This window comes from Streptomyces sp. cmx-18-6 (assembly GCF_046548915.1).
In the GTDB taxonomy this organism is placed as follows: domain Bacteria; phylum Actinomycetota; class Actinomycetes; order Streptomycetales; family Streptomycetaceae; genus Streptomyces.
This window is the reverse complement of sequence record NZ_JAEBEP010000001.1, coordinates 768,914-793,110: the sequence shown is the minus strand read 5'-3', so window position 1 is coordinate 793,110 and position 24,197 is coordinate 768,914. Positions and strand designations below refer to the sequence as shown.

General features: G+C 71.1%; 24 protein-coding genes and 1 pseudogene. 10 read left to right on the top strand and 15 right to left on the bottom strand.

What is annotated here, in order from left to right:
• Positions 1-59: 59 nt before the first annotated feature.
• The 3 genes from ACLJPL_RS03570 to ACLJPL_RS03560 all read right to left on the bottom strand — a co-directional run bounded on the left by ACLJPL_RS03570 (position 60) and on the right by ACLJPL_RS03560 (position 4,983).
• The gene (locus ACLJPL_RS03570; protein WP_411079158.1) at positions 60-254 is read right to left on the bottom strand and encodes a hypothetical protein; all 195 of its coding nucleotides are present in this window, start codon (positions 252-254) and stop codon (positions 60-62) included.
• Between the two features lie 213 nt (positions 255-467).
• Positions 468-3,581: a type 2 lanthipeptide synthetase LanM family protein gene (locus tag ACLJPL_RS03565; RefSeq protein ID WP_411079157.1), complete on the bottom strand. Its 3,114-nt coding sequence runs from the start codon at positions 3,579-3,581 to the stop codon at positions 468-470.
• Between the two features lie 283 nt (positions 3,582-3,864).
• The gene (locus ACLJPL_RS03560; RefSeq protein WP_411079156.1) at positions 3,865-4,983 is read right to left on the bottom strand and encodes a LacI family DNA-binding transcriptional regulator; all 1,119 of its coding nucleotides are present in this window, start codon (positions 4,981-4,983) and stop codon (positions 3,865-3,867) included.
• A gap of 133 nt (positions 4,984-5,116) precedes the next feature.
• Here ACLJPL_RS03560 and ACLJPL_RS03555 point away from each other — a divergent pair, with 133 nt between their 5' ends.
• From ACLJPL_RS03555 to ACLJPL_RS03545, 3 genes are read left to right on the top strand one after another with little or no spacing between them, the layout of a single operon-like run.
• Positions 5,117-6,268 (top strand): Gfo/Idh/MocA family protein, encoded by a 1,152-nt coding sequence (locus ACLJPL_RS03555; RefSeq protein ID WP_411079155.1) that lies wholly within the window; start codon positions 5,117-5,119, stop codon positions 6,266-6,268.
• An 11-nt stretch (positions 6,269-6,279) separates the two neighbouring features.
• Positions 6,280-7,422: a dihydrodipicolinate synthase family protein gene (locus tag ACLJPL_RS03550; protein ID WP_411079154.1), complete on the top strand. Its 1,143-nt coding sequence runs from the start codon at positions 6,280-6,282 to the stop codon at positions 7,420-7,422.
• Complete coding sequence (locus ACLJPL_RS03545; protein WP_411079153.1) at positions 7,419-8,252, top strand: sugar phosphate isomerase/epimerase family protein; 834 nt, start codon at positions 7,419-7,421, stop codon at positions 8,250-8,252. Before ACLJPL_RS03550 ends, ACLJPL_RS03545 begins: the two co-directional genes overlap by 4 nt.
• Positions 8,253-8,654: 402 nt before the next feature.
• Here ACLJPL_RS03545 and ACLJPL_RS03540 read toward each other — a convergent pair whose 3' ends face one another.
• Positions 8,655-9,074 (bottom strand): RNHCP domain-containing protein, encoded by a 420-nt coding sequence (locus ACLJPL_RS03540; RefSeq protein WP_411079152.1) that lies wholly within the window; start codon positions 9,072-9,074, stop codon positions 8,655-8,657.
• 49 nt (positions 9,075-9,123) lie between these two features.
• Entirely contained in the window at positions 9,124-9,465 is a 342-nt protein-coding gene (locus tag ACLJPL_RS03535) for an RNHCP domain-containing protein (protein ID WP_411079151.1), read from the bottom strand.
• 633 nt (positions 9,466-10,098) lie between these two features.
• Between ACLJPL_RS03535 and ACLJPL_RS03530 the strand changes: the two genes are divergently transcribed.
• From ACLJPL_RS03530 to ACLJPL_RS03520, 3 genes and pseudogenes are all read left to right on the top strand, one after another.
• Positions 10,099-10,599: a TspO/MBR family protein gene (locus ACLJPL_RS03530; RefSeq protein ID WP_411079150.1), complete on the top strand. Its 501-nt coding sequence runs from the start codon at positions 10,099-10,101 to the stop codon at positions 10,597-10,599.
• Positions 10,596-10,919, top strand: a pseudogene (locus tag ACLJPL_RS03525) (SAM-dependent methyltransferase); the annotation flags it as partial. The gene ACLJPL_RS03530 and the pseudogene ACLJPL_RS03525, both read left to right, overlap by 4 nt.
• Before the next feature lie 211 nt (positions 10,920-11,130).
• Positions 11,131-11,397: a hypothetical protein gene (locus tag ACLJPL_RS03520; RefSeq protein WP_411079149.1), complete on the top strand. Its 267-nt coding sequence runs from the start codon at positions 11,131-11,133 to the stop codon at positions 11,395-11,397.
• Between the two features lie 202 nt (positions 11,398-11,599).
• On the opposite strand, the gene ACLJPL_RS03515 is transcribed toward ACLJPL_RS03520, so the two are convergent.
• Positions 11,600-12,232: a PASTA domain-containing protein gene (locus tag ACLJPL_RS03515; protein WP_411079148.1), complete on the bottom strand. Its 633-nt coding sequence runs from the start codon at positions 12,230-12,232 to the stop codon at positions 11,600-11,602.
• A gap of 1,013 nt (positions 12,233-13,245) precedes the next feature.
• On the opposite strand from ACLJPL_RS03515, the gene ACLJPL_RS03510 reads away from it, so the two are divergent.
• On the top strand, positions 13,246-13,608 hold the full coding sequence (locus tag ACLJPL_RS03510) for a hypothetical protein (RefSeq protein WP_411079147.1): 363 nt from the start codon (positions 13,246-13,248) through the stop codon (positions 13,606-13,608).
• A gap of 100 nt (positions 13,609-13,708) precedes the next feature.
• On the opposite strand, the gene ACLJPL_RS03505 is transcribed toward ACLJPL_RS03510, so the two are convergent.
• The 7 genes from ACLJPL_RS03505 to ACLJPL_RS03475 form a co-directional block, all read right to left on the bottom strand.
• Entirely contained in the window at positions 13,709-14,425 is a 717-nt protein-coding gene (locus ACLJPL_RS03505; protein WP_411079146.1) for a VOC family protein, read from the bottom strand.
• Positions 14,426-14,571: 146 nt separating this feature from the next.
• Entirely contained in the window at positions 14,572-15,327 is a 756-nt protein-coding gene (locus ACLJPL_RS03500; protein WP_411079145.1) for a hypothetical protein, read from the bottom strand.
• Between the two features lie 25 nt (positions 15,328-15,352).
• A complete protein-coding gene (locus ACLJPL_RS03495; RefSeq protein ID WP_411079144.1) occupies positions 15,353-15,895 on the bottom strand; it encodes a hypothetical protein in 543 nt (180 codons plus the stop codon).
• Between the two features lie 296 nt (positions 15,896-16,191).
• Complete coding sequence (locus ACLJPL_RS03490; protein ID WP_411079143.1) at positions 16,192-16,599, bottom strand: hypothetical protein; 408 nt, start codon at positions 16,597-16,599, stop codon at positions 16,192-16,194.
• A 172-nt stretch (positions 16,600-16,771) separates the two neighbouring features.
• Complete coding sequence (locus tag ACLJPL_RS03485; protein WP_411079142.1) at positions 16,772-16,996, bottom strand: DUF397 domain-containing protein; 225 nt, start codon at positions 16,994-16,996, stop codon at positions 16,772-16,774.
• A 62-nt stretch (positions 16,997-17,058) separates the two neighbouring features.
• Positions 17,059-17,283 (bottom strand): DUF397 domain-containing protein, encoded by a 225-nt coding sequence (locus tag ACLJPL_RS03480; RefSeq protein ID WP_411079141.1) that lies wholly within the window; start codon positions 17,281-17,283, stop codon positions 17,059-17,061.
• Complete coding sequence (locus ACLJPL_RS03475) at positions 17,270-18,094, bottom strand: helix-turn-helix domain-containing protein (RefSeq protein ID WP_411079140.1); 825 nt, start codon at positions 18,092-18,094, stop codon at positions 17,270-17,272. The genes ACLJPL_RS03480 and ACLJPL_RS03475 overlap by 14 nt, the downstream gene beginning before the upstream one ends.
• A gap of 227 nt (positions 18,095-18,321) precedes the next feature.
• Between ACLJPL_RS03475 and ACLJPL_RS03470 the strand changes: the two genes are divergently transcribed.
• A complete protein-coding gene (locus ACLJPL_RS03470; RefSeq protein WP_411079139.1) occupies positions 18,322-18,738 on the top strand; it encodes a hypothetical protein in 417 nt (138 codons plus the stop codon).
• Here the strand turns inward: ACLJPL_RS03470 and ACLJPL_RS03465 are convergent.
• Positions 18,711-19,223 (bottom strand): DUF6584 family protein, encoded by a 513-nt coding sequence (locus ACLJPL_RS03465; protein WP_411079138.1) that lies wholly within the window; start codon positions 19,221-19,223, stop codon positions 18,711-18,713. The two genes, ACLJPL_RS03470 and ACLJPL_RS03465, sit on opposite strands and share 28 nt — an antisense overlap.
• Before the next feature lie 45 nt (positions 19,224-19,268).
• Complete coding sequence (locus ACLJPL_RS03460; RefSeq protein ID WP_411079137.1) at positions 19,269-21,023, bottom strand: MFS transporter; 1,755 nt, start codon at positions 21,021-21,023, stop codon at positions 19,269-19,271.
• A 150-nt stretch (positions 21,024-21,173) separates the two neighbouring features.
• Here ACLJPL_RS03460 and ACLJPL_RS03455 point away from each other — a divergent pair, with 150 nt between their 5' ends.
• Positions 21,174-21,704, top strand: a complete 531-nt coding sequence (locus ACLJPL_RS03455; RefSeq protein WP_411079136.1) for a MarR family winged helix-turn-helix transcriptional regulator — start codon at positions 21,174-21,176, stop codon at positions 21,702-21,704.
• 59 nt (positions 21,705-21,763) lie between these two features.
• Positions 21,764-23,989 (top strand): ATP-dependent RecD-like DNA helicase, encoded by a 2,226-nt coding sequence (locus tag ACLJPL_RS03450; protein WP_411079135.1) that lies wholly within the window; start codon positions 21,764-21,766, stop codon positions 23,987-23,989.
• The last annotated feature ends 208 nt before the right edge of the window (positions 23,990-24,197 follow it).

Sequence of the window (24,197 nt, the reverse complement as noted above, 5' to 3'; positions counted from 1 at the left end):
CTGGAGTCGTAACTCATGCGGCAGTGTCCCAATACGGCACAGGACGGGCGGAGTTGTGGCTAAACGGGAATCATGGTGGTCCACGGGAGATCGATGCTGTAGCCGACGTTGCTCTCCGAGACGCTGAGAAGCCTGCTGCGCATCCCCAGCCCGCCGCTGATGCCGAGGGATATCTGCCCGGCGGGGTGGTCGAACGCGCCCTCCTGGGCGAAGTCGCTGGAACCCTGGAGTGCCGACTCGCTGATATGCGTCATCTCTGCCTCATCCTCTGCTGGTCAATGACTGCTGAACGGAAGGTTTCTGACGGCTGATCGACAACAGTTCGGTGCGGTGCGGTGCGGTGCGGTGCGATTCGGTGTGACGTGTGCGGTGCGAGGTGGCGCGATGCGGTGCGGTGCGGTGCGACGTGGTGTGGTGCGGTCCCGTGGGGGGTGGTCGTGGCGGTCATGGCGGTCGTGGCCGGGGAATCAGAGCGGCCCCCCGGACGGGTTGAGCAGCAGCGCGGAGCCGATCCGGTCGGGGAACCCCGCCCGCAGCAGCCCGTGCCCGATCCCCGAGAGGCCGGTGAGCAGCCCCGGGTGCGGTACGTGGCCGGGGGTCCCGCAGCGCGGGCCTGCCCGGTCGGCGGCGGCCAGCAGCGTCCCGGCGCGGCGGACCCAGGGGGTGCGGTCGCCGTCCAGGGTGCTGTGGCCGAGCAGTTCCAGCAGGCCCAGCTCACCGTGGCAGAGGCTGTCGTCCGCGAGCGGGTCGGAGTCCGCCAGAGCGCCGGACACGGCCGCCGGCCAGCCGGTCAGGTCCGGATCCGCGAGCGCGTCCGGGCTGTCCGCGACCGCGAGGGCCACCCCGGCGGCCCCCTCGCACCAGGCCCGCCCGCCCGTCACGTCGACGGTCGCCCGGCGCAGGGCCCGGAGTCCCGCCGTACGGTACGGCTCGCCGCCCCCCGCCCCGGCGAAGCGCAGTAGCGCCCAGCCGATGCCCGCGGCCCCCTCCGCGAAGCCCCCCGCGGCCGGCAGGGGCGCGACGGCGATCCGTTCGGCGCAGCGCTCGGCTCCCCGCCAGGCTTCGGGCCGTCCGGTGGTCCGGTGCACCGCGAGCAGCGACGCCAGCCCGCCCGCCGCACCGCCGCGCACCCCGAGCCCCTCCTCGGCCGAACTCGCCGCGCAGGCCAGCCGGGTGGCGGGGCCCGCCCACTCCAGGACCGTGCGGTCGCCCAGCAGGGTTCCCACCTCGGCCAGGGCGTACGCGATGCCGCCGAGGCCCGCGAAGGCCCCCGAGCCCAGCACCGCGAGGTCGTCGACCCGCCCGTGCAGCGCGTCCAGCAGGCCGGGCACCGGGGCCAGTGCCTCGCGGGCGGCTTCGGCGTACCGCTCGGCCCCGGTCAGGGCGGCCAGTTGGGCGAGGAAGAGGGCGGGGCCGGTGTAGCCGCTCGCCAGGTCGGCGGCCATCGGGGTGAGCCGCCAGTAGCGTTCCCCGAGGAGCTCCAGGCCGATCCAGTTGGTGCGGTCCTGGTGCCGGTAGGCGAGCGAGACGAGCTGGTCGCCCACCGAGCGTGCGGCGGACAGCAGTCGCTCCGGCTCCGGCGCCGTGGCGGCGGTCCTCGCCCGGGCGGCGCCCGTCACCCGGTGCGGCGGCTCGGGCGAGGTGGATGCCATGGCGGCCCGTATGATCCGTTCCTGGTCCTGCCGGTCCACCGTGTCCATCGCCCGCACCTTCGCCTCGACCCGGGCCAGCCCGGTGGGACCAGGAACGCCCGGCACCCCGCGCCCGGTGCCGCTCCACAGGTCGGTTCGGCCCGGCCGGGTGAGGAAGACCGGCACGTCACCGGCCCACAGCTCCTCCAGCTCCTCGTCCTCCAGACCGGGCAGCGCGGGGACGCCGAGGGCGGGGGTGCGCAGCAGGGACAGGACCCGGTGCCGCTCGGCGGCGTCCCGCATCAGGTCGGGGTGGGTCGACTCGTCGAGCAGGGTGGTGTACGTCCAGGTCGGCCGGGGCACCACCCGCACCTCGTCCTGCGCGAAGGCCGTCAACAGGCCGCCCTTGCCGAGCAGTTCCTCGCGATGGTCGCTGACGGCGGTGTAGCCGGCGCGGAAGCCCTCGCACAGGGCGTCGGTGTACGCGGACGGGTCGGCCGCCACCCCTTCCAGCCGGGGCCGGTTGGCGGATTCGGTGAACCGCGCGGAGCGCCGTACCAGCCGCATCGCGTCCGTCCCCGCTCCCGCCCAGTCGGCCGTCTCGATGGGGGAGGGGGCCGCCAGGCCGCCGCCGATGGCGGAGACGTCGAGCGCGGCGGAGTCCCCGACCAGCAACTGGGGCAGCAGCCCGACCCGGTGGACCGACGCGTGCAGGGCGCGGGCGGCCGGATCGGCGGAACGCGCCTGGGAGAGCGGCGGATGGAACAGGGTCTCCACGTCCACCAGGACCGGGTGCGGCCCGCAGGCGATCAGGTTCTCCTGGTGCAGATCGGTCCCGTCCAGCAGATGCAGCAGGGCCAGCAGCGCACCCTGCCGCCGGTAGAAGAGCCGGGTCTGCGCGGCCGAGGAACAGGGCTGCTCCTCGACGAACTCCACCCACCCGTAGTCGCCCCGGTCCAGCACGCGCAGGGCCCGCAGGGAAGGGGCCTCGGGCAGTGAACCGAACCAGCCGAGCAGGGAGTTGAAGTGTCGGTGCGCCGCGAGCGGGCGGGGCTTGTAGACGAGCCGGGTGCCGTCCGTGAACCGCAGCAGCATCACCGACCGGCCCCCGCGATGGCTGTCGCCCGCACCGGCCTCGACCCCGGTCAGCGCCCCCGGCCCCTGCCAGGCGGCGCGTGCCCCGGCCGAGGCCCCCGGCCCCCGGTCGCCGAGCACGCCGGAGGCCGCCAGCAGCTCCCGGTCGTCGGCCAGCCGGCCCAGCATCTCCGCGAACGCGTCGGCCGTGTCCAGGCTCGCCCGGGCCAGAATGCGCGCCAGCACGGGATAGGCGGCGAGCAGCGCGGCCAGCCCGTCCCGCCCCGCCGTCAGCCGTACGAAGTCCCTGAACCGCTCCTCGGGCCCGTCCCCGGCCAGCCGCCCCGCCCGCCGCGCCTGATGCAGCTCCAGCACCAGCGTCCGCGCCGCGAGCCGGGCCAGCCGCCGCGTCAGATGGGACCGGAAGTCCTCCAGCAGCGGGCAGAGGCCGACCGCCGTCCCGGCCCGTACGGCGTTCTTCGTGGGCGAGGTGAGCAGCCGTGCCACGGCCCGCTCGACGAACGGGGCCACGACGATCGCGAACCCGCTGAGACCGGGATAGGCGCGGTCCGCGACAACCACCTCGCGCGGGGCTTCCGCGACGACCTCCTGGACGAAGACCGCCCAGTCGGGCTCGCCCACGGGCCGGGGCCCGACGACGGCGGGCAGCCACCACAGGCCGGTGCCGGTGCCGGTGCCGATGGCGGGGCGGGCGTCCGGGCCGGTGGTGCGGGCGTCCGTGGCGGTGGTGCGGTCGCGCGGGCCGGTGGCGTGCGCACCGTTGGCGCGCACCGCTGCGGCGGCCCCGTTCGTGTCCGGGAGGGCGCGGCGGGCGGCGGCCCCCGTACCACCGCTGCCGATCAGTTCCTTCTCCACCGCACCTCCCGGGTCGGGAGCGGCCCACCCGGCCGCTCGCGTTCATCCTGGAGGGGGGCGGGGGGCGAGCACATGGGGGAGTCGCCCCCATCTTTCTCCCTCCGGCCCGCAGAGGCGTCCGCGCACGGCCCGCAGAGGCGTTCGTCCACGGCCCCAGAGGCAGATGCCCCCGGCCCGCAGAGGCACTGAAGCGGCGAATTCCTGGGGCGTCACCCATCTGGAACGTCACTCCATCTGGGACGTCACCCCATCCGGGGCGTCACCCACCCGGGGCAGCAGCCCCTCACCCCCGGGGCGGAGCCGTCGACCCCCGGATCATCAGCTCGGCGGCGATCGTCGCGATGCCCCCGGGCGGCGGGTTCTCCTTGCCCATCGCGAGCCGGCCCGCCCTTGCGCCCGCCTCGAAGAGCGGTAGCCGTACGGTCGTCAGGGCGGGTACGGCGTCCACGGAGAACGGCAGGTCGTCGAAGCCCGCCACCGAGATGTCCTGCGGGATGCGCAGCCCCTGGTCCCGTACGGCGGCGCACGCGCCCAGCGCCACGGTGTCGTTGGCGGCGATGATCGCGGTCACGTCCGGGTCCCGGCGCAGAATCTCAAGGGTGGCCTCGTACCCGGAGCGCCGGTCGTAGGGCCCGTGCACGGTGAGCCGCTCCTGGCCGCCGGCCGCCGCGCCGCCGGCCGCCGCGCCCCCGGCCGCCGCGCCCCCGGCCGCCGCGTCGAGCCCCGCACCCCGCAGGGCCTCGCGGTGGCCCTCCAGGCGGTGCCGGGTGGTGGTGCGTTCCGGGGGCCCGGCGACGTAACCGATCCTGCGGTGGCCGAGCGAGATCAGGTGCTCGGTCAGCCGCCGCCCGCCGCCCCGGTTGTCGAAGGCGAGCGCGGCGACGAGCGTGTCCCGGTCGGCGAGCGGGGGCCGCCCGCAGAAGACGATCCGGGTGCCGCCGTCCGCGAGTCTGGCCAGCTTCGCGGACATCGCGGCCTGGTGCTCCGGGTCCTCGACCGCGCCGCCGGTGAGCACGACGGCGGCGGCGCGCTGGCGCTGGAGGAGGGTGAGATAGGTGAGCTCGCGCTCGGGGGAGCCGCCCGTGTTGCAGATGACGGCCAGCTTCTCGCCGCCCGCCCGCCCGGAGCCGTCGCCGGGCCCGCCGATCTGGGTCTGCGCGGCCCCCGCCATGATCCCGAAGAAGGGGTCCGCGATGTCGTTGACCAGGATGCCGACCAGGTCCGACGTGGCGGCGGCGAGCGAGCTGGCGGGCCCGTTGAGGACGTAGTCCAGGTCGTCCACCGCGCGCAGGACCCGCTCCCGGGTCGACGCGGCGACCGGGTAATTGCCGTTCAGCACGCGGGAGACGGTGGCCGGGGACACCCGGGCGCGGGCCGCCACGTCCGCCAGGGTGACTGTCATCGCTGTCCTCCGTGAGGTCACGTGCGACCCCTCTTGTCCGGCCGCTGAGCGACCCCTCTTGTCCGGTCGCTGTCGGCAGGCTAGCGTCACCCCGCATAGAAAGCGCTTACTACGCCTGTATGGAGGGACCTTCGTGACACGCAGGACAGTGCGGATCGCCATGAACGGCGTCACGGGCCGCATGGGACACCGGCAGCATCTGGTGCGTTCGATCCTCGCGATCCGTGAGCAGGGCGGCCTGGACCTCGGTGACGGCGAGGTGCTCTGGCCCGAGCCCGTCCTCGTCGGCCGCCGGGCCCACGCCCTGGAGGAGCTGGCGGTCCGGCACGGTCTGACCGAGTGGTCGACGGACCTGGACGCGGTGCTCGCGGACGACACGATCGACGTCTACTTCGACGCCCAGGTCACCTCGGCCCGGGTGGAGGCGATCAAGAAGGCCATAGCGGCGGGCAAGCACGTCTACACCGAGAAGCCCACGGCCACGGACGTCGAGGGCGCTCTCGACCTGGCCAGGATCGCCCGGGACGCGGGCGTCAAGCACGGCGTGGTCCAGGACAAGATCTTCCTGCCGGGCCTGCTGAAGCTGAAGCGCCTGATCGACGGCGGCTTCTTCGGTGAAATCCTGTCCATCCGAGGCGAGTTCGGCTACTGGGTCTTCGAGGGCGACTGGCAGGAGGCCCAGCGCCCCTCCTGGAACTACCGGGCGGAGGACGGCGGCGGGATCGTCGTCGACATGTTCCCGCACTGGGAGTACGTGCTCCATGAGCTGTTCGGCCGGGTCACCTCCGTAACGGCCCATGTCCAGACGCACGTTCCGCGGCGCTGGGACGAGCACGGCAAGCCGTACGCGGCGACCGCCGACGACGCCGCGTACGGGATCTTCCAACTGGCGGGCGGGGCGGTCGCGCAGATCAACTCCTCCTGGACGGTGCGGGTCAACCGCGACGAGCTGGTGGAGTTCCAGGTCGACGGCACGCACGGTTCGGCCGTGGCGGGCCTGCGCAACTGCCGCGTACAGCACCGGTCATCGACCCCCAAGCCGGTCTGGAACCCGGACCTCCCGGTCACGGAACCCTTCCGCGACCAGTGGCAGGAGATCCCGGACAACCAGGAGTTCGACAACGGGTTCAAGGCGCAGTGGGAGCTGTTCCTGCGCCATGTGGCCCTGGACGAGCCGTACGCATGGGACCTGCTGGCCGGTGCGCGGGGCGTCCAACTGGCCGAACTGGGCCTGAAGTCGTCCGCCGAGGGCCGCCGCTTCGAGGTCCCGGAGCTGACGCTGTGACGGCGGCTCCGATGCCCCTGCCCCAGGGCCCGTACACCCCGCGCGCCACACCGCTCGACCTCGCGCCGGACGCACAACCTCCCACCTCCCGTACGGTCTTCGCGGCGGCCCATGTCGTCGCGGACCCGTACGCGGACATCGGCCCGGACGACCCGGCGGCGATCGACTGGGACGCCACGCTCGCCTTCCGCCGCCACCTCTGGGCGCACGGCCTGGGCGTCGCGGAGGCGATGGACACCGCCCAGCGCGGGATGGGCCTGGACTGGGCGGGCGCGGCCGAACTGATCCGCCGTTCAGCGGCGGAGGCGAAGGCGGCAGGCGGCCGGATCGCGTGCGGCGTGGGCACGGACCAGTTGCCGTCGTCCGGCGAACCGGCCCTCGCCGAGGTCGTATCGGCGTACGAGGAGCAGCTCGCCCACGCCGAGGCGAACGGCGTGCAGCCGATCCTGATGGCCTCCCGCGCGCTGGTCCGCGCGGCACGGGGCCCGGAGGACTACCTCGCCACGTACGCCCACCTCCTGCGCCAGGCGTCGGAGCCGGTGATCCTGCACTGGCTGGGGCCCATGTTCGATCCGGAGCTGGAGGGCTATTGGGGCAATACCGGCCTGGACGAGGCGACGGACACGTTCCTGAAGGTCATCGCCGAGCACCCGGACAAGGTCGACGGCATCAAGATCTCCCTCCTGGACGCGGCCCGCGAGATCGACGTACGCCGTCGCCTCCCGAGCGGGGTGCGCTGCTACACGGGCGACGACTACAACTATCCCGAGCTGATCGCGGGCGACGAACGGGGCTTCAGCCACGCGCTGTTGGGCATCTTCGACCCGCTGGGCCCGCTGGCTGCGCACGCGGTACGGGTGCTGGACACGGGAGACGTGGACGGCTTCCGCGCCCTGCTCGACCCCACGGTCGAACTCTCCCGCCACCTCTTCCAGCCGCCCACGCGCTTCTACAAGACGGGCGTGGTGTTCCTGGCCTGGCTGGCCGGCCACCAGTCCCACTTCACGATGGCGGCCGGCCTCCAGTCGGCCCGCTCGCTGCCGCACCTGGCGAAGGCGTACCAACTGGCGGACGGATTGGGCCTGTTCCCGGACCCGGAGCTGGCGGCGCACCGTATGCGCGCACTGCTGGCGGTCCACGGGGGCACGCGATGAACGACCGGCTCTCCCGGCTGTCGCTCAACCAGGAGACCATCAAGCAGTGGTCGCTGCCCGAGCTGGCGGAGGGCTGCGTCAGGGCGGGCATCGGCAAGGTGGGCCTGTGGCGGGCTCCCGTGCAGGCGTACGGCGTCGAGCGCACGGCGAGGCTCATGGCCGACGCCGGGCTCACCGTCACGAGCCTCTGCCGGGGCGGCTTCCTCACCGCCCTGGACCCGGCCGAGCGGGCCCGCGCCCTGGACGACAACCGCCGGGCGGTGGACGAGGCGGCGGCCCTGTCGACGGACACCCTGGTCCTGGTCTCCGGCGGCCTCCCGCCCGGCAGCCGCGACCTGCACGGCGCGCGGGAACGGGTGGGCGAGGCGCTGGCCGAACTCGCCCCGTACGCGGCCGGACGCGGCGTACGCCTGGCGATCGAACCGCTGCACCCGATGTTCGCGGCGGACCGCTGCGTGGTCTCGACCCTGGCCCAGGCCCTGGACCTCGCGGAACGCTTCCCGGCCGAGCAGGTCGGGGTGGTCGTCGACACGTACCACGTCTGGTGGGACGACCGGGCCCCCGCCCAGATCGCCCGGGCGGGCGCGGGCGGACGCATCCACTCCTTCCAGCTGGCCGACTGGATCACCCCGCTTCCGGCGGGAGTTCTGCTGGGCCGGGGCCAACTGGGCGACGGCAGCGTGGACTTCCGGGCATTCCGTACGGAAGTGGAGGCGGCGGGCTTCGACGGCCCGATCGAGGTGGAGATCTTCAACGAGGCGCTGTGGGCCCGGGACGGGGCGGAAGTCCTGGCCGAGGTGGCGCGGCGCTATGCGCAACATGCCTGCTGAGAGCGGTGATCGACCTCCAAGGTAAAGAGATCGCAAAGGGCTGCAACCTTTGCGTACCCTCCCGGGTCACACATGGCGTCGGGACTTCCGGGGAGGGGTCCGGGGGGAACGGGAAGGCCCGACGGGGGGAAAGCGAGGGGGGTCCGGCCGCGAGGCCGGGCCCCATTCTTGCTTCCCGGCCCCGGCGGGGAACGGCACGGACCACGGCCCGGGGGCCGCCCGGCGAACGCCGATGGCCCCGAACCACGAGCCGGAGCCGAGGACCGCCCGGCGAACACCGGACGGCCCTCCGGCATCACCGACGCATCACCCCGGGGCGCGGCCGCATCACCCCCGAATCGCGGCCGGGGCACCGCCGAATCACCCCGGGTCGCGGCCGAATCGCCGCCGGTTGCGGCCGGATCACAGCGCGAGCATGACCCGCGCGGGGATACCGGCGTCCGCGAGCGGCCGCAGCGCCAGCCGGATCAGCGCCAGGGCGTTGTCGTCGCCCGCGATGCGGTTGGCACTGAGCTCGCCGCAGGTCAGGCAGTGGTGGATGAGCATCCACTCCCCGTCCTGCCGTACCGACAGGCTCAGCGCCGTCATGCGTCCACCGCAGTCCGCCGCCCGGTCGCCCGGCACCCGCCGGTCCACATGCAGGCTGACCAGGCAGGACGGGCAGTGGTTGCGATGGGCGGTGCCCGGCGCGACCACCGACACGTCGAGCCGGCAGCCCACGCACCGGAAGGCGTCGCCGCGCGTCCCGGCCGGCCCGTGGAGCACGTCCTTGGCGCGCTGGGGACGACGCCGCCCGGCCTGCCGGGCCCGACGCCGCGTCACGGCCGCCTCCCCTGTCGTGCCGCGTCATGTCGCGGTCGGCGGGCCCGCATCACAGGTCACCGAACGCTTCGAGCGGGAAGGGCGGCTGTGCGAGCGGGCTTACGGCCATCCGCATCAGGATCAACTGGTTGTCGTCCCCGCAGACCGGGGACGAGGTCAGCTCATCGCACCGGACACAGCGGTGGACGACCATCCACGCCCCGGTGCGCAGCACCGCGATGGAGATGGGGGTCATCCGGCCCTCGCAGTCGGAGGGCCCGCCCTCGACGTGGTCGACGAGGTGCCGGGAGTGCAGGCAGGTGGGGCAGTGGTTGCGCCGGCTGCCGTCCGGCGCGAACGCGGCGACGGTCAGTCCGCAGCGGACGCAGGTGAAGGTGTCCAGGGAGGACATGGCTGAACGGTGCTGGGGGTTGTCGTGTGACACCCGGATACTCCTTGCCGAAGGTGAGGAAAAAGCAGCAGGGAAATACCGAGCACCCCTCGCGCGGGAGCGCCGAAGGGACCGGAGCGCCGAAGGGTCGGAGGGCGTGGAGAAGGGCCGGTCGCCGTGGAACGTCGGCGGATGGTGAACGCTGAACGTCAGCAGACAGTGAACGTACGGCTTTCGCACATGCGGTCAGGCCCGGTCGCCCCGACGCCACAGGCGCGACGAGGGGAGCTCGGAATGAGAGGCCGGGCCATACATCAACTGCTTTCCAGGGCGTGCGCCCAGAGGTCACCTGCGGTCGGCTCCGCGGCGGAGGTGCGAGGACGGTAACAAGAGGTACGGGGGCCGGACCACCGAATTACGCCCGCCCCGGCCCACCGGCGGACGCCGCCTCCGGCTTCCCGGGTGAAGGTCCCAGAGGGGGGTACCCGCCGCTCCGAGAGCACCCCGGCACCATCCGGGAACACCCCGGCACCATCCAAGAGCACTCCGGCCCCACCCGAGAACACCCCCGCACCATCCGAGAGCACCCCGGCCCCCACTCGAGAACACCCCAGTGCCACCCATACACCCCCCCAAGGAACAGGGAGTACGCCCGTGTCGCCCACCCCCACCGCCGGAGCGGCGCCCTCCCGCCGCAGGAGCTGGCCCACGCTCCTGCTGCTGCTCGCCCTCTGCTACGGCGTGGCCGCTGCCGGAGCGCTCGCAACGGGTGACGCGGGCAGCACCTACGCAGCTCTGGACAAGCCAATCTGGGCACCGCCCGGATGGCTCTTCGGCCCGGTGTGGACGGTGCTGTACGGGATGATCGCGGTGGCGGGCTGGCTCGTCGCCCGCCGCCCCGCGCCCGGCCGTCGCCCGGCGCTGGTGGCCTGGGGCACGCAGTTGTCGCTCAACGCGCTGTGGACGCCGCTGTTCTTCGCGGCCGAACGGTATGGCCTGGCCTTCCTCGACATCACCTTGCTGCTGGCCGCCGTAGTGGCCACGGCGCTGCTCTCCGCCCGGGTGGACCGGCGCGCGGCCTGGCTGCTGGTGCCGTACCTGCTGTGGGTCGGCTACGCGGCGGCGCTGAACCTCGCGCTCTGGCTGGCCAACTGATCGAACTGGTCGTCCCGCCCCTCCGATCGCTGCCGCCCGACCAGAGCGCGGTGCCGTTCGACGTGTCCGAGCGGCATCTCGGCTTCGACACCTTCGACCTGGTCGAGCAGATTCTCGTCTCGCACCACTTCACGCGCGACGGCGAGGACGGCCGCTACCGCCGCGCGAACTCCCGGCACCGGTACGCCTGGCCGGCGGAGCTGGACCTGATGGCGAGGATCGCCGGCCTCGACCGGGAACGCCGCGTCGCGGACTGGGACGAAACGCCGTTCACCCAGGATTCCGCGAAACGCATCTCCGTATGGCGCAAGCCGATCTGAGCGATCGCCCCCCGGACCAATCCGAACGACCTCAGGCTCCGAACAACACCCTGAGGGCCCTGGAACCGGCCCTCACCTCCACCGTTCGGGGGGTGCAGCGGCCTCGCGCCCCCCGAACGGCTCCGGCGCACACTCCGGCAAGACGGTCAGGCACTGCGGCCACGACGGTGACGGGGTGACTGGTCGGCCGCCCCCGGGGTATCCGCCGCACATGGCCCTCATGAAGCGTGTAGCTCTCGCCCCTCGCGCTGTACGTCAGTTGCGGCGCGTCCGGTCGGTATACCTCGGCGGCATGGTGCTCTCCCTGCTGGGTCTGGTCCTCCAACTGGACCGCGACGCCAGTGGTCGGCAGACGGAGATCGCGGCGTTCATCCTCGTGGCGTTCACCGCCCTGTTCGGCCTGACGATCGTGCAACTGTGGCGCCACACGAGGACCGCCCACTGCAGCACGTCGAAGAAGCTGACCCGGGCCTTCTGACCCGCGCCGCCCACCCGCCGACCTGCTGCCACCTCCAACTGACGGCTGACGGCTGACGACTGACGACCTACGGCTTCGCGAGCGGCTTCCCGGAGGCCAGACCCGTGGAGGACGCCCTCACCGCCGACCCGGGTGCGGCCGACTCGCCCGCGCCACCGCAGGCGGTGAGCAAGCAGGAGAACATGAGCGGTACGGGTGCGCGTCAGCAGCTTTCCTCGAACTTCACTGCGGTGAACTCGACCGGCTGCCCATTCAGGGTGGCCCCGGGGGACGGTGTCTGGGCGCACACCTGCCAATTGCTCTCCATGAAAACCATGCGGTCCTGGGCCTGGTCGGTGACGGTGATCGACGTGTTGGAGTCGAGTGCGTCACGGGCGACCTTCACGGACTTCCCGACGAAGTTCGGCATCTTCTCGCCCGCCGCCTCAGGCGCCTTCTCGTCGCTGGCGGGGCACTCCTCCTCAAGCTTCACGGTGCCGAAGTCCAGCACCGTGTCGACGGGGACGGTCTTGCCGGCCGCCACGTTCTGCGAGCAGACCTTCCAGTTACGGTCGAGCGCCTGCATCCTCCCCCGCCCGGCACTGTCGTGGGACTTCAGCGCGTAGAACCCTTCCTTCTGCGCGGTGTCCTGTGCGGACTGGAGCCCCATGCCGACGAAGTTCGGGACCGCCTTCGACTCGACCTCCTCCTTGCTCGCCGCCGCAGAAGGAGCCTCAGTGGTGGGCTCGGTCACGGCGGGTGTCGCCGGTGCCGGTTCCGTGGCGTCCGGGCCGCAGCCGACGAGGGCCACGGCGGCGGTACAAGCGAGCGCGACAGCAAGTGTGCGGGTGTTCAAGTTGTCTCCCTTGTACGGTTCGTGAAGGTCCGACCGTAGCCATCGGGTGCACCCCAGGGAGTCGGATGTCCCGGTAGTAACGGGGTTGTGACCAAATGACGGAGGAGGGGTGGGGCACCCTGTTGCTACAACGCGAGACGACTTCGCGAGCCAGCTTCCCCCGACCCGGTCGAGGAGGCTCGCGCCCCGTCACGGCGGTCGTTGAGCGTGCAGGTCAGCGGCGTGGCGAGAGAGGCCCCAGTCTGACCGGAGGCGTCGCGCATACCGAGAGCGTTGAACAGCACCGCCTGGCCCCGCGGAACCCCCCCCCGCCTACGCGGGGACCACCGACGCCATGGCGGCGCTGGCCCTGGCCGGAGCGGAACACCCCCGCCTACGCGGGGACCACGCCCCGACGCCCGAGTGCCCGCCCCTGGTCGATGGAACACCCCCCGCCTGCGCGGGGACCGCAGGCGCCCACACTCGCGGGGCCGTGGACTCAGCGGAACACCCCCGCCTGCGCGGGGACCACGCCTCCAGGGCGAGCATCGCACCCGTCAGCCCCGGAACACCCCCGCCTGCGCGGGGACCACACCCCGTCGTCGACGTGCTCCTGGAGGTACTCCGGAACACCCCCGCCTGCGCGGGGACCACTCTTCCTGACCTGCGGGTCTATGAAGGCTTTGCCAGTTCTTGACTCAAGAGTGTGCAGCTCATCCCTACATGCTGACAGAGCGGAACTGTCGGCACAGCCAAGGGCTTTGCGATGCCGAGTGAGGCGGGCCCCACCGCATATCGCAAGGCACCACGTAGGCAATGGCGTTCGCCCCCCAGGGTGCCCAGCTATACGGGTGAAGGAATGGCCCATCGTATCCATGAGCTGCAACACCCGGTCATACGATGGGCGTCCGCGCCGATCCTGGGAGTCGCCGTGCCGGATCACCCCCCGGACTATCCGCCGAAGACCCCACCCCCTTCGAAGCGCCCCGCCTCCCCGCCCGGAGACGCGCCTTGTTGGTGCGGCACGTGCCCGGATGCTGATTCGGAACCGGCGGGCCGCGAACTGGCCGTTCGAGTCCGCTTCTTGGTCGCCCAGTAAGGCATCGCGCCCGTTGCTCCACCGGCTGCACGAGTGGGGGCACCGGGAAGTGGGCCATTCCTTCGCGGAGTTGACGGAGCTGCTGGTGCGCACGGCGGTCGCGGACGGGGGCCGTCGAGTGTCCGTCCATCTTGCTGACCAGGGACGGCAGGCGTTGAGCGTCGCTCTGTCGCACCGGCCGGAGCGCACGGTCACCGATGACGCGGTCCTGCCGGAACTCACTCGGCTGGGCGCGGTGTCGTGCGGGATGGACACGGCGGAGGACGGTCGGCGGGTGTGGGCGGTGCTCGACCTGTAGACGACCTACCCCGGCGATCACCGAGCGCTACAGGTCACCCCCGTGGCCCCACCCACCCCGACCGGCCTCGGAGCCCAGGCCGGTCGGCCCCGCCCCCGGCTCACCCCCGGAGATCGCTCAGTCGAGCCAGGGCGTCCCCCGCCGTCTCCCGTTCCTCAGCGGTGAGTTGAACTGCTCCCGCCTCCTCCAGCCAACCCCGAGCCCCCTCCACATCCCCCAACCGCTGGGCGATGTCCCCCCGCATGACCAGCAGTTGCACCTTCTGTACGGGGGTCGGCTGCTCGTCCTCCAGGTTCAGCACCCGGTCCAGGATCTTGGCGGCCCTCGGATAGTCCTGCTTGGAGTCCGCGAACATGTCCGCCATGTGCAGCGCCCGGGAGAAGGTCTCCTTCGGCGCGGTGTAGGGGTCCTCCTCGTCGCCTTCGTCGCTGATCGCCTGCCCGACCCGGATGGTGTTGCCGGTCGGGTCGGTCGCCAGGAACTGCCGTACCCCGTACGTCATGTCCTTCAGCGGCCCGATACGCGGCAGCCCGCGCGTCGGGATGCTTCCGTACGCCGCCTTGAGGCCCGACCGGAACGCCGCGTGCAGCCCGTCGACGTCTTCGGTGAGCACGTAGCAGCTTGAGTGCGACGTGCTGGGGTCGTAGTCCTTCATGCCGTAGAACTGGAGCTCGACCGCTCCCCGTTCGACCACGGCGTAGGCGTACGGGCTCTTCTGCACGTGCGTCGTCTCGAAGCCCAGGGCTGTGTAGAAGTCGACCACGGACTGGAGGAGTTCGGTCCGGCAGGGAAGTAACGGGATGGTTTTCTCGGTCATGACCCCGACCCTAGTCAAGTTTGAATAGCTGGGCAATGCTCCATGACAACGGCCCCGTCAGGTCGATGACCGTGACGGGGCCGCTGGGAGGTTGACGTACGTCAGGCGGAGAAATCGCGGCCCTTGGCGGCCGGGGCCCGGGCCGTTCAGACGCGCGTGGTGGGCTGTCTGCGTAGCCGCACGAGCCCGTGGTTCCCACACCCCGCACTCGACATCGCCCAGCCGAGGACTTCGGTCAGCCAGGCCAGTGCCTCGATCGACCACTCGCGGACCGTGCAGTCGACCTGGCCGAGGAACTCCAGCGGTACGTAGGGAGATCCTCGGAATTCGACCGGCCCCGGGGCGGGTCGGTCGCTCACGGCCAGTATGGCTGCGTCACCGAGCCACGGTTGAGCCGTCGCGGCCACGTCGGCCACGTCCGCACTCTCGCCGGCCGACGCGTACAGCTCGATGCCGGTCACTTCCGACCGGTCCGGGTCGGAGAACTCGAACCAGTCGCGGTCGTAGGCGAACTCCATCGGGTCACGGGGGAACCGGCCCAGCGGGATGAGGAAGTCACCCTCATCGATCCGCGGTGTGCCGACCTTCCTGAGAACCCGGTCGAGCACGGCCCCGATCGGTTGCAGCGGAAGTCTGCCCGGTGCCGATTCGGCAGTGTCGACCTGCAGCCAGATCAGTTCGGGTGCGTCGGAGCTTCCGGTCCACGAGTCGCCCGCGTCGTGATGGCTCCAACTGACCCGGGGTGATTCCTTCGACCCGTGGAACTCCGTCAGGCCCTGCATGACGCCCTGTCTGACGATCAGGCTGAACGCGTCGTCGTCCCGGCCGTCCGCGTACAGCCGGGCGGCCCACTCGTGAAGTTCGATCGAGCCCGTGAGGCTGACGATCAGTGTCGAATCCATACCGGTCAAAGGAATCACCTACCGACTAGGCCCGGGGCAGGCAGGGGTACGACTGCGGCGCCGTCACGGCCTGCTCGTTGCTGTCGGCGTGCCCGATGAGGTCAACGTCGATCCGCGTGCGGTACGTCCACTTCGCACCCGGAGCGACTGGGCCCTGGGCGCACACCATGCGTGCCGTCGCCCGTCCCTTGCTGCCACCGCCGGGGTACGCGTTCTTCTTCACGCCCGAGCCGACCACGCGCCAGCCCTTCCCGGACTTCACCTCGAGCCAGATGGAGATGTTGGCCTTGGTGGCTTTGGTCGTCCCCTTGATCCACCAGCCGTGACCGGACATCGCCGCGGGAGACCCCGGCTTCGAGGTCGAGTAGTGAACCTTGTCGCCGGTCGTCACGAAGAGACCGATGGGCGCGGCCGCGGCGGAAGGGGAACCTTCGACGCCCGGTGCGGCCTCGACCGCGGGGCTCGGCTTCGGCGCAGGAAGCTGCTCCGCGCTCGCCGTGGCGAAGGACGATCCGACGAGCGAGGCCGTCGCGAGTAAGCTGACGAGAGCCAACCGAATGACGCGCATATATCCCCCAGATACGAAACGTATCCGCTGGTCGTGCGGACACAGCGCTGACGCTAACACGCCTGCTGAGATCGTGTTACGAGCTCTAAAAGGCCGAATTGCTGCGTCTGCGGCCGCACGCTTTAGCGGTGTGCGGCGGAACTCAATCAGGGTGGTTCTGGCCCTGCCGGGGGCGCATCGCCATCCGTTCGGGGCCGGGACCGAGGCCGAACTGCGCGGTTCTGAGGCATCAGCGCATGCACGAGTACGGTCGGCATTCTGAGCGGTGGCGTTCCAGGGCATGAGAGCTGTGAAGCCTACGAGTACGGCACGACCACGATCTGCACGTCGTCCTCATAGATGACTCGACCCGGATCCGCGGAACGCAGAAGCCGGCATTCCACGCCATGGGCTGCGAGTATCTCCAGATAGCCAGGGACCCGCGTAAGGAGATGCTCGGCTGACGGCTTGAACCATGCTGCCGCGCCAGGGTTGATCTCGTGGTTGTAAATACTGGGATCAAGGGTCGAGGGGTCGGTGTACGCGACGTTGTACCAACTGTTGTTGGTGCGGCGGAAGAGTTCCTGTTCTTCCGACAGTTTCCCTTCCCGCGCCAGCGTGTTGATGAGACCGAAGACGCCGGTGAAGTGGCCCCGCTGGTTCCGGTGCGGCGACTCGAACCGTACGTAGTGGACGGTTTTGCTGTCGCTGTCAGTCAACCTCATGGAGCCATCTTCGCACCACGCTTCTTACGGATCGCCGCTGGCATCCCCGCCTGCCGGCGGCGGTCCCCACAAGTGCTGACACACCCCCACCAGCGGTACCAGGCGCTGCCTGTTCGTGATCCACCGTGATGCTTCGGCGTACGCCGGCGGGACTGCTGGCGTACGCGGTGCGTCAGGTGGGGAACTCGCCGCCCTTGACGGCGGTGACGAACTGGGTCCAGCCGTGAGTGGAGAAGGTCAGCGCGGGGCCGTTCGTCGTCTTGGTGTCGCGTACGGGGACGGTGGCGTGGCCGTCCGCGACTTCGAGGCAATCGCCGTTGGCCCCGCCGCTGTAGCTGGACTTGCGCCACCCGGTCAGTGTTGAGCCGTCAGTGGTGGTGGGCTTTGTGGTGTGCAAGTTCGCGCTCCTTTGTGACGCTGCGACGTACGCAGACGGGGCTAATGGCGGTCTGCTATACGTCAGGTGGGGAACTCGCTGTCCTTGACTGCCGTGATGAACCGCGACCAGCCCTGGGCGGAGAACGTCAGCGCGGGGCCGTTCGTCGCCTTGGTGTCGCGTACGGGAACGGTAGCGTGGCCACGGGCGACTTCAAGGCACTCGCCCTGGTCCCCGCCGCTGTAGGTGGACTTGAACCAGCCCGTGAGGGTGGACGCATCCGCAACGCTCCGCCTACTGCTGACCATGTTCGTGCTCCTCCGCTGCGGCCCGCACGCGGGCCACCGACTCCTGGTGCGACAACGCATCGCTCAGGGCGAGATCGTAGGCCGCACGGCTGGACGTCACCAATCGCGGATCATCCATCAAGTTGCCCGTCTGGAAGCCCTCGACGTACGCGACCGGCGCAGAGTCGGCGAAACTCATCAGCGTCAGCAGACTCTGCTGGAGGGAGTGGGCCCCGGCCCCGAACGGCAGCACGTGCAGCCGCAGGCGTCCCACCTCAGCCATGTTCGCGATTTTCCGTAGCTGCGTGGCCATCACCTGCGGGCCGCCGACCTGCCGCCGCAGCACCGCCTCGTCCAGCAGAGTCCACATCACCGGATTCATCGGGCCATCGAGAAGGCGGGCGCGTTCTGTTCGGATGACAACCTCCTGGTCAATCTCCTCTCGACGGTGGTTGGGCCGGAATGCCTGGAACAGGGCTCGCGCGTAATCGTTCGTCTGCAACAGGCCGGGCACGAGCGTCAGCGCGAACTGCTGGATAAGCACCGCCTGCTGCTCCAACTCCGCCACGGCCGCGAAGTGATCGGTGTACTTCGTCTCCAGGTCCTCCAACCACCGCTCGAAGAACCCGTCCGTCCCCAGCGCCCGGTCGATCCGCCGCGCGTCGTCCGGGCTCGGCAGCCGTCGCCCCGCCTCGTAATGGCTGATGAGCGTCGGTGAGCAGACCACCTGTTCGGCCAGCGCCTCCTGGGTCAGCCCGGCGGCCAGGCGTCGGAGCCGTAATTCCTTGCCGTACTTCTGCCGTGCCGTACGCGGCTTCTCTTCCGACTTCATGGGCGCGCTCAACTCCTCGATCTGACCGGCGTGCTGTCATGCCCGACCCCCTAGAAGCGTAGCGACCCACGACCCCACTCTGTGATGAGTTCGCTACGGAAAGAAGCGACGCCCGCCCGACAGGCAAACAGAAAGCAGGCCCCCATGGAGCACCCCATCACCCGCCCCCCGAACCCGCTGCCGCCATCCCCGGGCCTTCGTCCCGGCCGGGGAATCGAGGCCGGCGCATGAGGGTGATCGGCGGGCGCGACGCCACTGCAGTGCGGCTGTTGCCGTGGACGGGTACGGGCGGGAAGCCCTGCTACGTCGTCGGGAACGGCACCGGTTACGTGTCCCGGAAGGCCGACGAGGTGGAGGACATCCAGCTCGACATGGCCTACGAACTGCTGGGGCACGCAGACGGTCTGCTGACGGAACCCGGTGCCACGGCCCCGCAACTCCACTTCCTCGCCAGCCGGTTGAGCGAGTGCCTGGAGCAGGTCCAGCGGATCGCGGAGAGCAGGGGCTCCCGCTTGGAGGCCCTGCGCCCTCAGTCCGAGCGCCCTCAGTCGGAGCCTCCCCAGCCCCACCCCCCTCACACCGAGCCCCCTCACACCGAGCCCCCTCAGCCTCGGCCTCAGCCGAGCAGCGAGACCAGCCCGTAGACCCATACCCCGAGGAAGGCGAGGGAGAGGAGCAGGCACCCGACGCCCGCCAGGGCACCGGTCAGCCGTCCACATCCGCCTTCCCGCGCCTCTCCCCGTACCTCCGCGAGGCCGTCCCACGTGACCGGCCGGCCGAGAGCGTCCGAGGCGGTCTCCCGTACGGCGGCCAGTCGCGCGGCGGCGAGCGGAGTCGCGGCGTCCGACTCCTTGCCCAGCCAGGCGACGGCCCGCATCCGGCGTACGGGATCGGCGTACCGCTCCTCGAAGGCCGCCGTCTCCTCCGGTGAGCGGTCCTCCTCCAGGTACATCCAGCGGCCGGCCTCCGCCGCATCGTCGTACAGGCGGTAGACCTCGGCCAGGCGGCGGCGGGGCGCGGGCTCGTGCGGGTAGGAGGAGACCAGCCCGCGCAGACGCTGTCTCGCCACCGGTACGCGTCCGGCGGCGAGGTCCGCGTCCACGCGGGCCAGGGTGTCGTTCAGGGCCATGCGCTCATCATGGGGGCGGGGGAGGGCGACGTACGAACGAGTTGTTCACCGGGCCGGTCCGCGCACTCCCTGCCGCTCGCTCGGCTTCTCCTCCTCCCGGGGCTTCCGACCCGTCCCCGGCGACATGAACAGCGTCGCCGCCAGCGCCAGGAGCAGCAGCCCCGCGCAGACGTACCCCGAGACCTGCACACCCACCGCCATCGCCTCGCGCGCCGCCTCCGCGGCCGCGGCCGTACGCGGGTCCTGCGCGAACGCGCCGATCACCGAACCGGCGCTCTCCGTGACGACGTCTCCCAACTGTTCCGCCTCCTCCTTCGCCACCCCGGCGCGCGTGAGGCGGTCGGTCATGCCGGAGGCCAGCGTGCTGAAGAAGAGGGTGGTGAGGAGGGCGATCCCCAGTGCCGAGCCGAGTTCGCGCGCCGCGCTCTGGATGCCGGAGCCCTGCCCGGCGCTCCGGGGCGGGACGTCGACGAGCACGATGTTGGTGACCTGCGCCGTGGCGAAGCCGACGCCGACTCCGTACACGAACAGCGCGATCGCGATCAGCCACCAGGCGCTGTCCGTCGAGGCGATCAGGGCCAGCATCGCCAGTCCGGCCGCCTCCAGCACCAGGCCGATCCGTACCTGGGTGAGGGCCGACACCGTGGCCGCCATCGGGAAGCTGGCCCCGGAGGCCGCGAAGCTGCCCGCGGCGAGGGCGACCAGGGCCAGTCCCGCCTGGAACGCGCTGTAGCCGAGGGCGAACTGGAGCCAGAGCGGCAGCACCGCGATGATGCCGAACTCGCCGAGGCCGACCATCAGCGTCACGAAGTTGCCGTTGCGGAACGAGCGGATGGAGAACAGGCCGACGTCCATCAGCGGCTCGCCGCCCGACCGGTCCAGCGTCGCCTGCCGCCGCCAGAACGCGCCCAGGGCGAGGGCGGAGGCGATGAAGGCGACCAGCACCGGTGAGGGGCCGCCGCTCCAGGAGAGGCCCCCGAGCTCCAGCGGCTTCGTCGTCATCAGCCAGCCGTGCCTGCGGCCCTCGATCAGGGCGTACGCGAGCAGGCCGAGGCCGGCCGCCGACAGTACGGCTCCGACGCCGTCGATACGGCCCCGGGTGCGCGGCGACACGTCCAGGTACAGCAGGCCCCCCGCCACGATCAGGGCGACGAGCGGGATGTTGATGCCGAAGGCCCAGCGCCAGGAGAAGTCCGCGAGCCAGCCGCCGATGAGCGGGCCCACGGCCGCCGCCGCTCCGATGGTCGAGCCCCAGACGGCGAACGCCTGGCCCCGGGCGCGCCCGGAGAACGTGGCGTTCAGCAGGGCCAGGGAGGTGGGCAGGATCATCGCCCCGCCGACGCCCTGGACGAACCGGGCGAGGATCAGCAGCCCGCCGCTGGGCGCGAGGGCGGCCAGCAGGCTCGTCGCGCCGAACACGACGAGGCCCAGCAGGAAGATCCGGCGCGCGCCGTAGAGGTCGCTGAGGCGGCCGGTGACCAGGAGGAGGGCCGCGAAGGTGATCGCGTACGACTCCTGGATCCACTGCGCCTCGGACGAGCCGATGGACAGGTCCTCGATGATCGGCGCGAGGATCACGTTGACGATCGTGATGTCCACGACGATCAGCGCGACGCCCAGGGCGATGGCGAGCAGGCCGAGCCACTGGCGTACGGAGGGAGGGGTTTCCTCGGGTTCGGCGAGCTCGGCGAGCTCGGCGGGCTCGGCGGGTTCGGCGAGTTCGGCGAGTTCGGCGGGCTCGGCGGGTTCGGCGAGTTCGGCGAGTTCGGAAGGTTTGGAAGGTTCAGAAGGTTCGGACATGGCGCTTCGACTCCCCAGGGTTGCTTTGCCGCAAAGGTAGTTAGCTTTGCGGCAAAGGTAAAGTCGGCGCGGTAGGTTGTCAAAACGAGTGAGAGCGCGTGAGATCGCGTGAGCGTGCGTGAGAGCGGCAGAGAGGGTGGGACCGGGACCATGGCCAACGCCGAGGCGGGAGCCGGCAGAAGCGGAACAGACGACGACGGCGGCGACGGGACCCGCGTCGACCACCTCATGGACGGCCTGCGCGCCTTCGGCGCCAACTACACCGAGTTCACCCGCCGCTTCGCGAGCTGGCTCGGGCTGCACTCCACCGACGCCGCCGCCCTGGTGGAGATCCTGTACGCCGAGGACAAGGGCGCACCCCTCTCGCCCGCCCGCCTCAGCGAGCGCGTCTCGCTCTCCTCCGGCGCGACGGCCATCCTCCTCAAGCGTCTCGAACAGGCCGGGCACATCGTCCGCACCCGGGAGAGCACCGACCGCCGGGTGGTCACCCTGCGCAGCAGCCCCGGCATCCGGCCGCGCGCCGAGGCGTTCTTCGGGCCGTACGCCCAGCGGATGGCCGAGGCGATGTCCGCGTACTCGCCGCAGGAGATCCAGCGGTTCGAGGACTTCATCGGCCGGCTGAGCTCGACCATGGACGCCCTGCTCGCGAACGAGTACCGGGGCGGCGGACCGGCGCTGTGAGAAGCGCCGGGGCGCGGGCCGTGAACGGCGTTGTCAGTGGGGCCCGGTAGCGTCGGGTCATGTCCAACACGGCCGTCATCGAAGGGGTCCTGGAGAGGATCACGTACGCCAACGAGGAGAACGGGTACACGGTCGCCCGCGTCGACACCGGGCGCGGGGCCGGCGACCTCCTCACGGTGGTCGGTGCGCTGCTCGGCGCGCAGGTCGGCGAGTCGCTGCGGATGGAGGGCCGTTGGAGCTCCCACTCGCAGTACGGCAAGCAGTTCACCGTCGAGAACTACACCACCGTCCTGCCCGCCACCATCCAGGGCATCCGCCGCTATCTCGGCTCCGGGCTGATCAAGGGCATCGGGCCGGTGATGGCCGACCGGATCACCACCCACTTCGGCGTCGACACCCTCGACATCATCGAGAACCAGCCCAAGCGGCTCGTCGAGGTCCCCGGCCTCGGCCCCAAGCGCACGAAGATGATCGCGGCGGCGTGGGAGGAGCAGAAGGCGATCAAGGAGGTCATGGTCTTCCTCCAGGGCGTCGGCGTCTCCACCTCCATCGCCGTCCGCATCTACAAGAAGTACGAGGACGCCTCGATCTCCGTCGTGAAGAACCAGCCCTACCGGCTGGCCGCCGACGTCTGGGGCATCGGGTTCCTCACCGCCGACAAGATCGCCCAGGCGGTCGGCATACCCCACGACAGCCCCGAGCGGGTCAAGGCGGGCCTCCAGTACGCCCTGTCCCAGTCCTCCGACCAGGGCCACTGCTACCTCCCCGAGGAGCGGCTCATCGCGGACGGGGTCAAGCTGCTCCAGGTCGACACCGGGCTGGTCATCGAGTGCCTGGCCGAGCTGGCCGCCGACCCGGAGGGCGTCGTGCGGGAGAAGGTGCCGTCCCCCGAGGGCGGCGAGCCGGTCACCGCCGTCTACCTCGTCCCCTTCCACCGCGCCGAGCTCTCCCTCGCCGGGCAGGTGCGGCGGCTGCTGCGGACCGAGGAGGACCGGATGCCGGCCTTCCAGGACGTTGACTGGGACAAGGCGCTGGCCTGGCTCGCGACGCGTACGGGGGCCGACCTCGCGCCCGAGCAGGAGGAGGCGGTACGGCTCGCGCTCAGCCGGAAGGTGGCCGTCCTGACCGGTGGCCCCGGCTGCGGGAAGTCGTTCACCGTCCGGTCCATCGTCGAGCTGGCGCGGGCCAAGCGGGCGAAGGTAGTGCTGGCCGCGCCAACGGGGCGGGCCGCCAAGCGGCTGGCCGAGCTGACCGGGGCCGAGGCGTCCACCGTGCACCGGCTGCTGGAGCTGAAGCCGGGCGGGGACGCGGCCTACGACCGGGACCGCCCGCTGGACGCCGATCTGGTCGTGGTCGACGAGGCGTCGATGCTGGACCTGCTCCTCGCCAACAAGCTCGTGAAGGCGGTGGCACCCGGTGCCCACCTCCTCCTCGTGGGCGACGTCGACCAGCTGCCCTCGGTCGGCGCGGGGGAGGTGCTGAGCGACCTGCTCGCGAAGGGCGGCCCGGTCCCCGCCGTCCGGCTCACCCGGATCTTCCGCCAGGCCCAGCAGTCGGGCGTGGTCACCAACGCGCACCGGATCAACGCCGGACAGCCACCGCTCACCGAGGGGCTGAACGACTTCTTCCTCTTCGTGGAGGACGAGACGGAGGACGCGGGCGTGCTCGCCGTGGATGTGGCGGCCCGCCGCATTCCGGCCAAGTTCGGCTTCAACCCCCGCCGTGACGTGCAGGTCCTCGCCCCGATGCACCGCGGCCCGGCCGGTGCGGGCCATCTGAACGGGCTGCTCCAGCAGGCCATCACCCCCGCCCGCCCCGACCTCCCCGAGAAGCGGTTCGGCGGCCGGGTCTTCCGGGTCGGCGACAAGGTCACCCAGATCCGCAACAACTACGACAAGGGCGAGAACGGCGTCTTCAACGGCACGGTCGGCGTCGTCACCGCCCTCGACGTGGACGAGCAGAAGCTCACCGTCCGCACCGACGAGGACGAGGAGATCCCCTACGACTTCGACGAGCTGGACGAGCTGGCCCACGCCTACGCCATGACCATCCACCGCTCCCAGGGCAGCGAGTATCCGGCCGTCGTCATACCCGTCACCAACAGCGCCTGGATGATGCTCCAGCGCAACCTGCTGTACACGGCCGTGACGCGGGCCAAGAAGCTCGTCGTCCTGGTCGGGTCCCGTAAGGCGATCGGCCAGGCAGTCCGCACGGTTTCCGCAGGCAGACGCTGTACGGCGCTGGATTTCCGGCTCCGGGGCGGTTCAGGAGAAGACTTCGCGTGACCCCCGCGAAAAAATGATCGATCAAATCGGTGGGAAACATCACGGAGGTCTTCCGGAACCGCAGTCAAGGGGGCAGGATGAGTAAGTTGGCGGCACTCAGTGCCGCCAGTAGGTCCAATGGACGACCCCGAGTGCACTCTCCTGAGCCGAATGGGGGAGGGTGGAGACAGTCAGGGCACCTCGAAGAAGAGGCACTACGTCGGTGAGG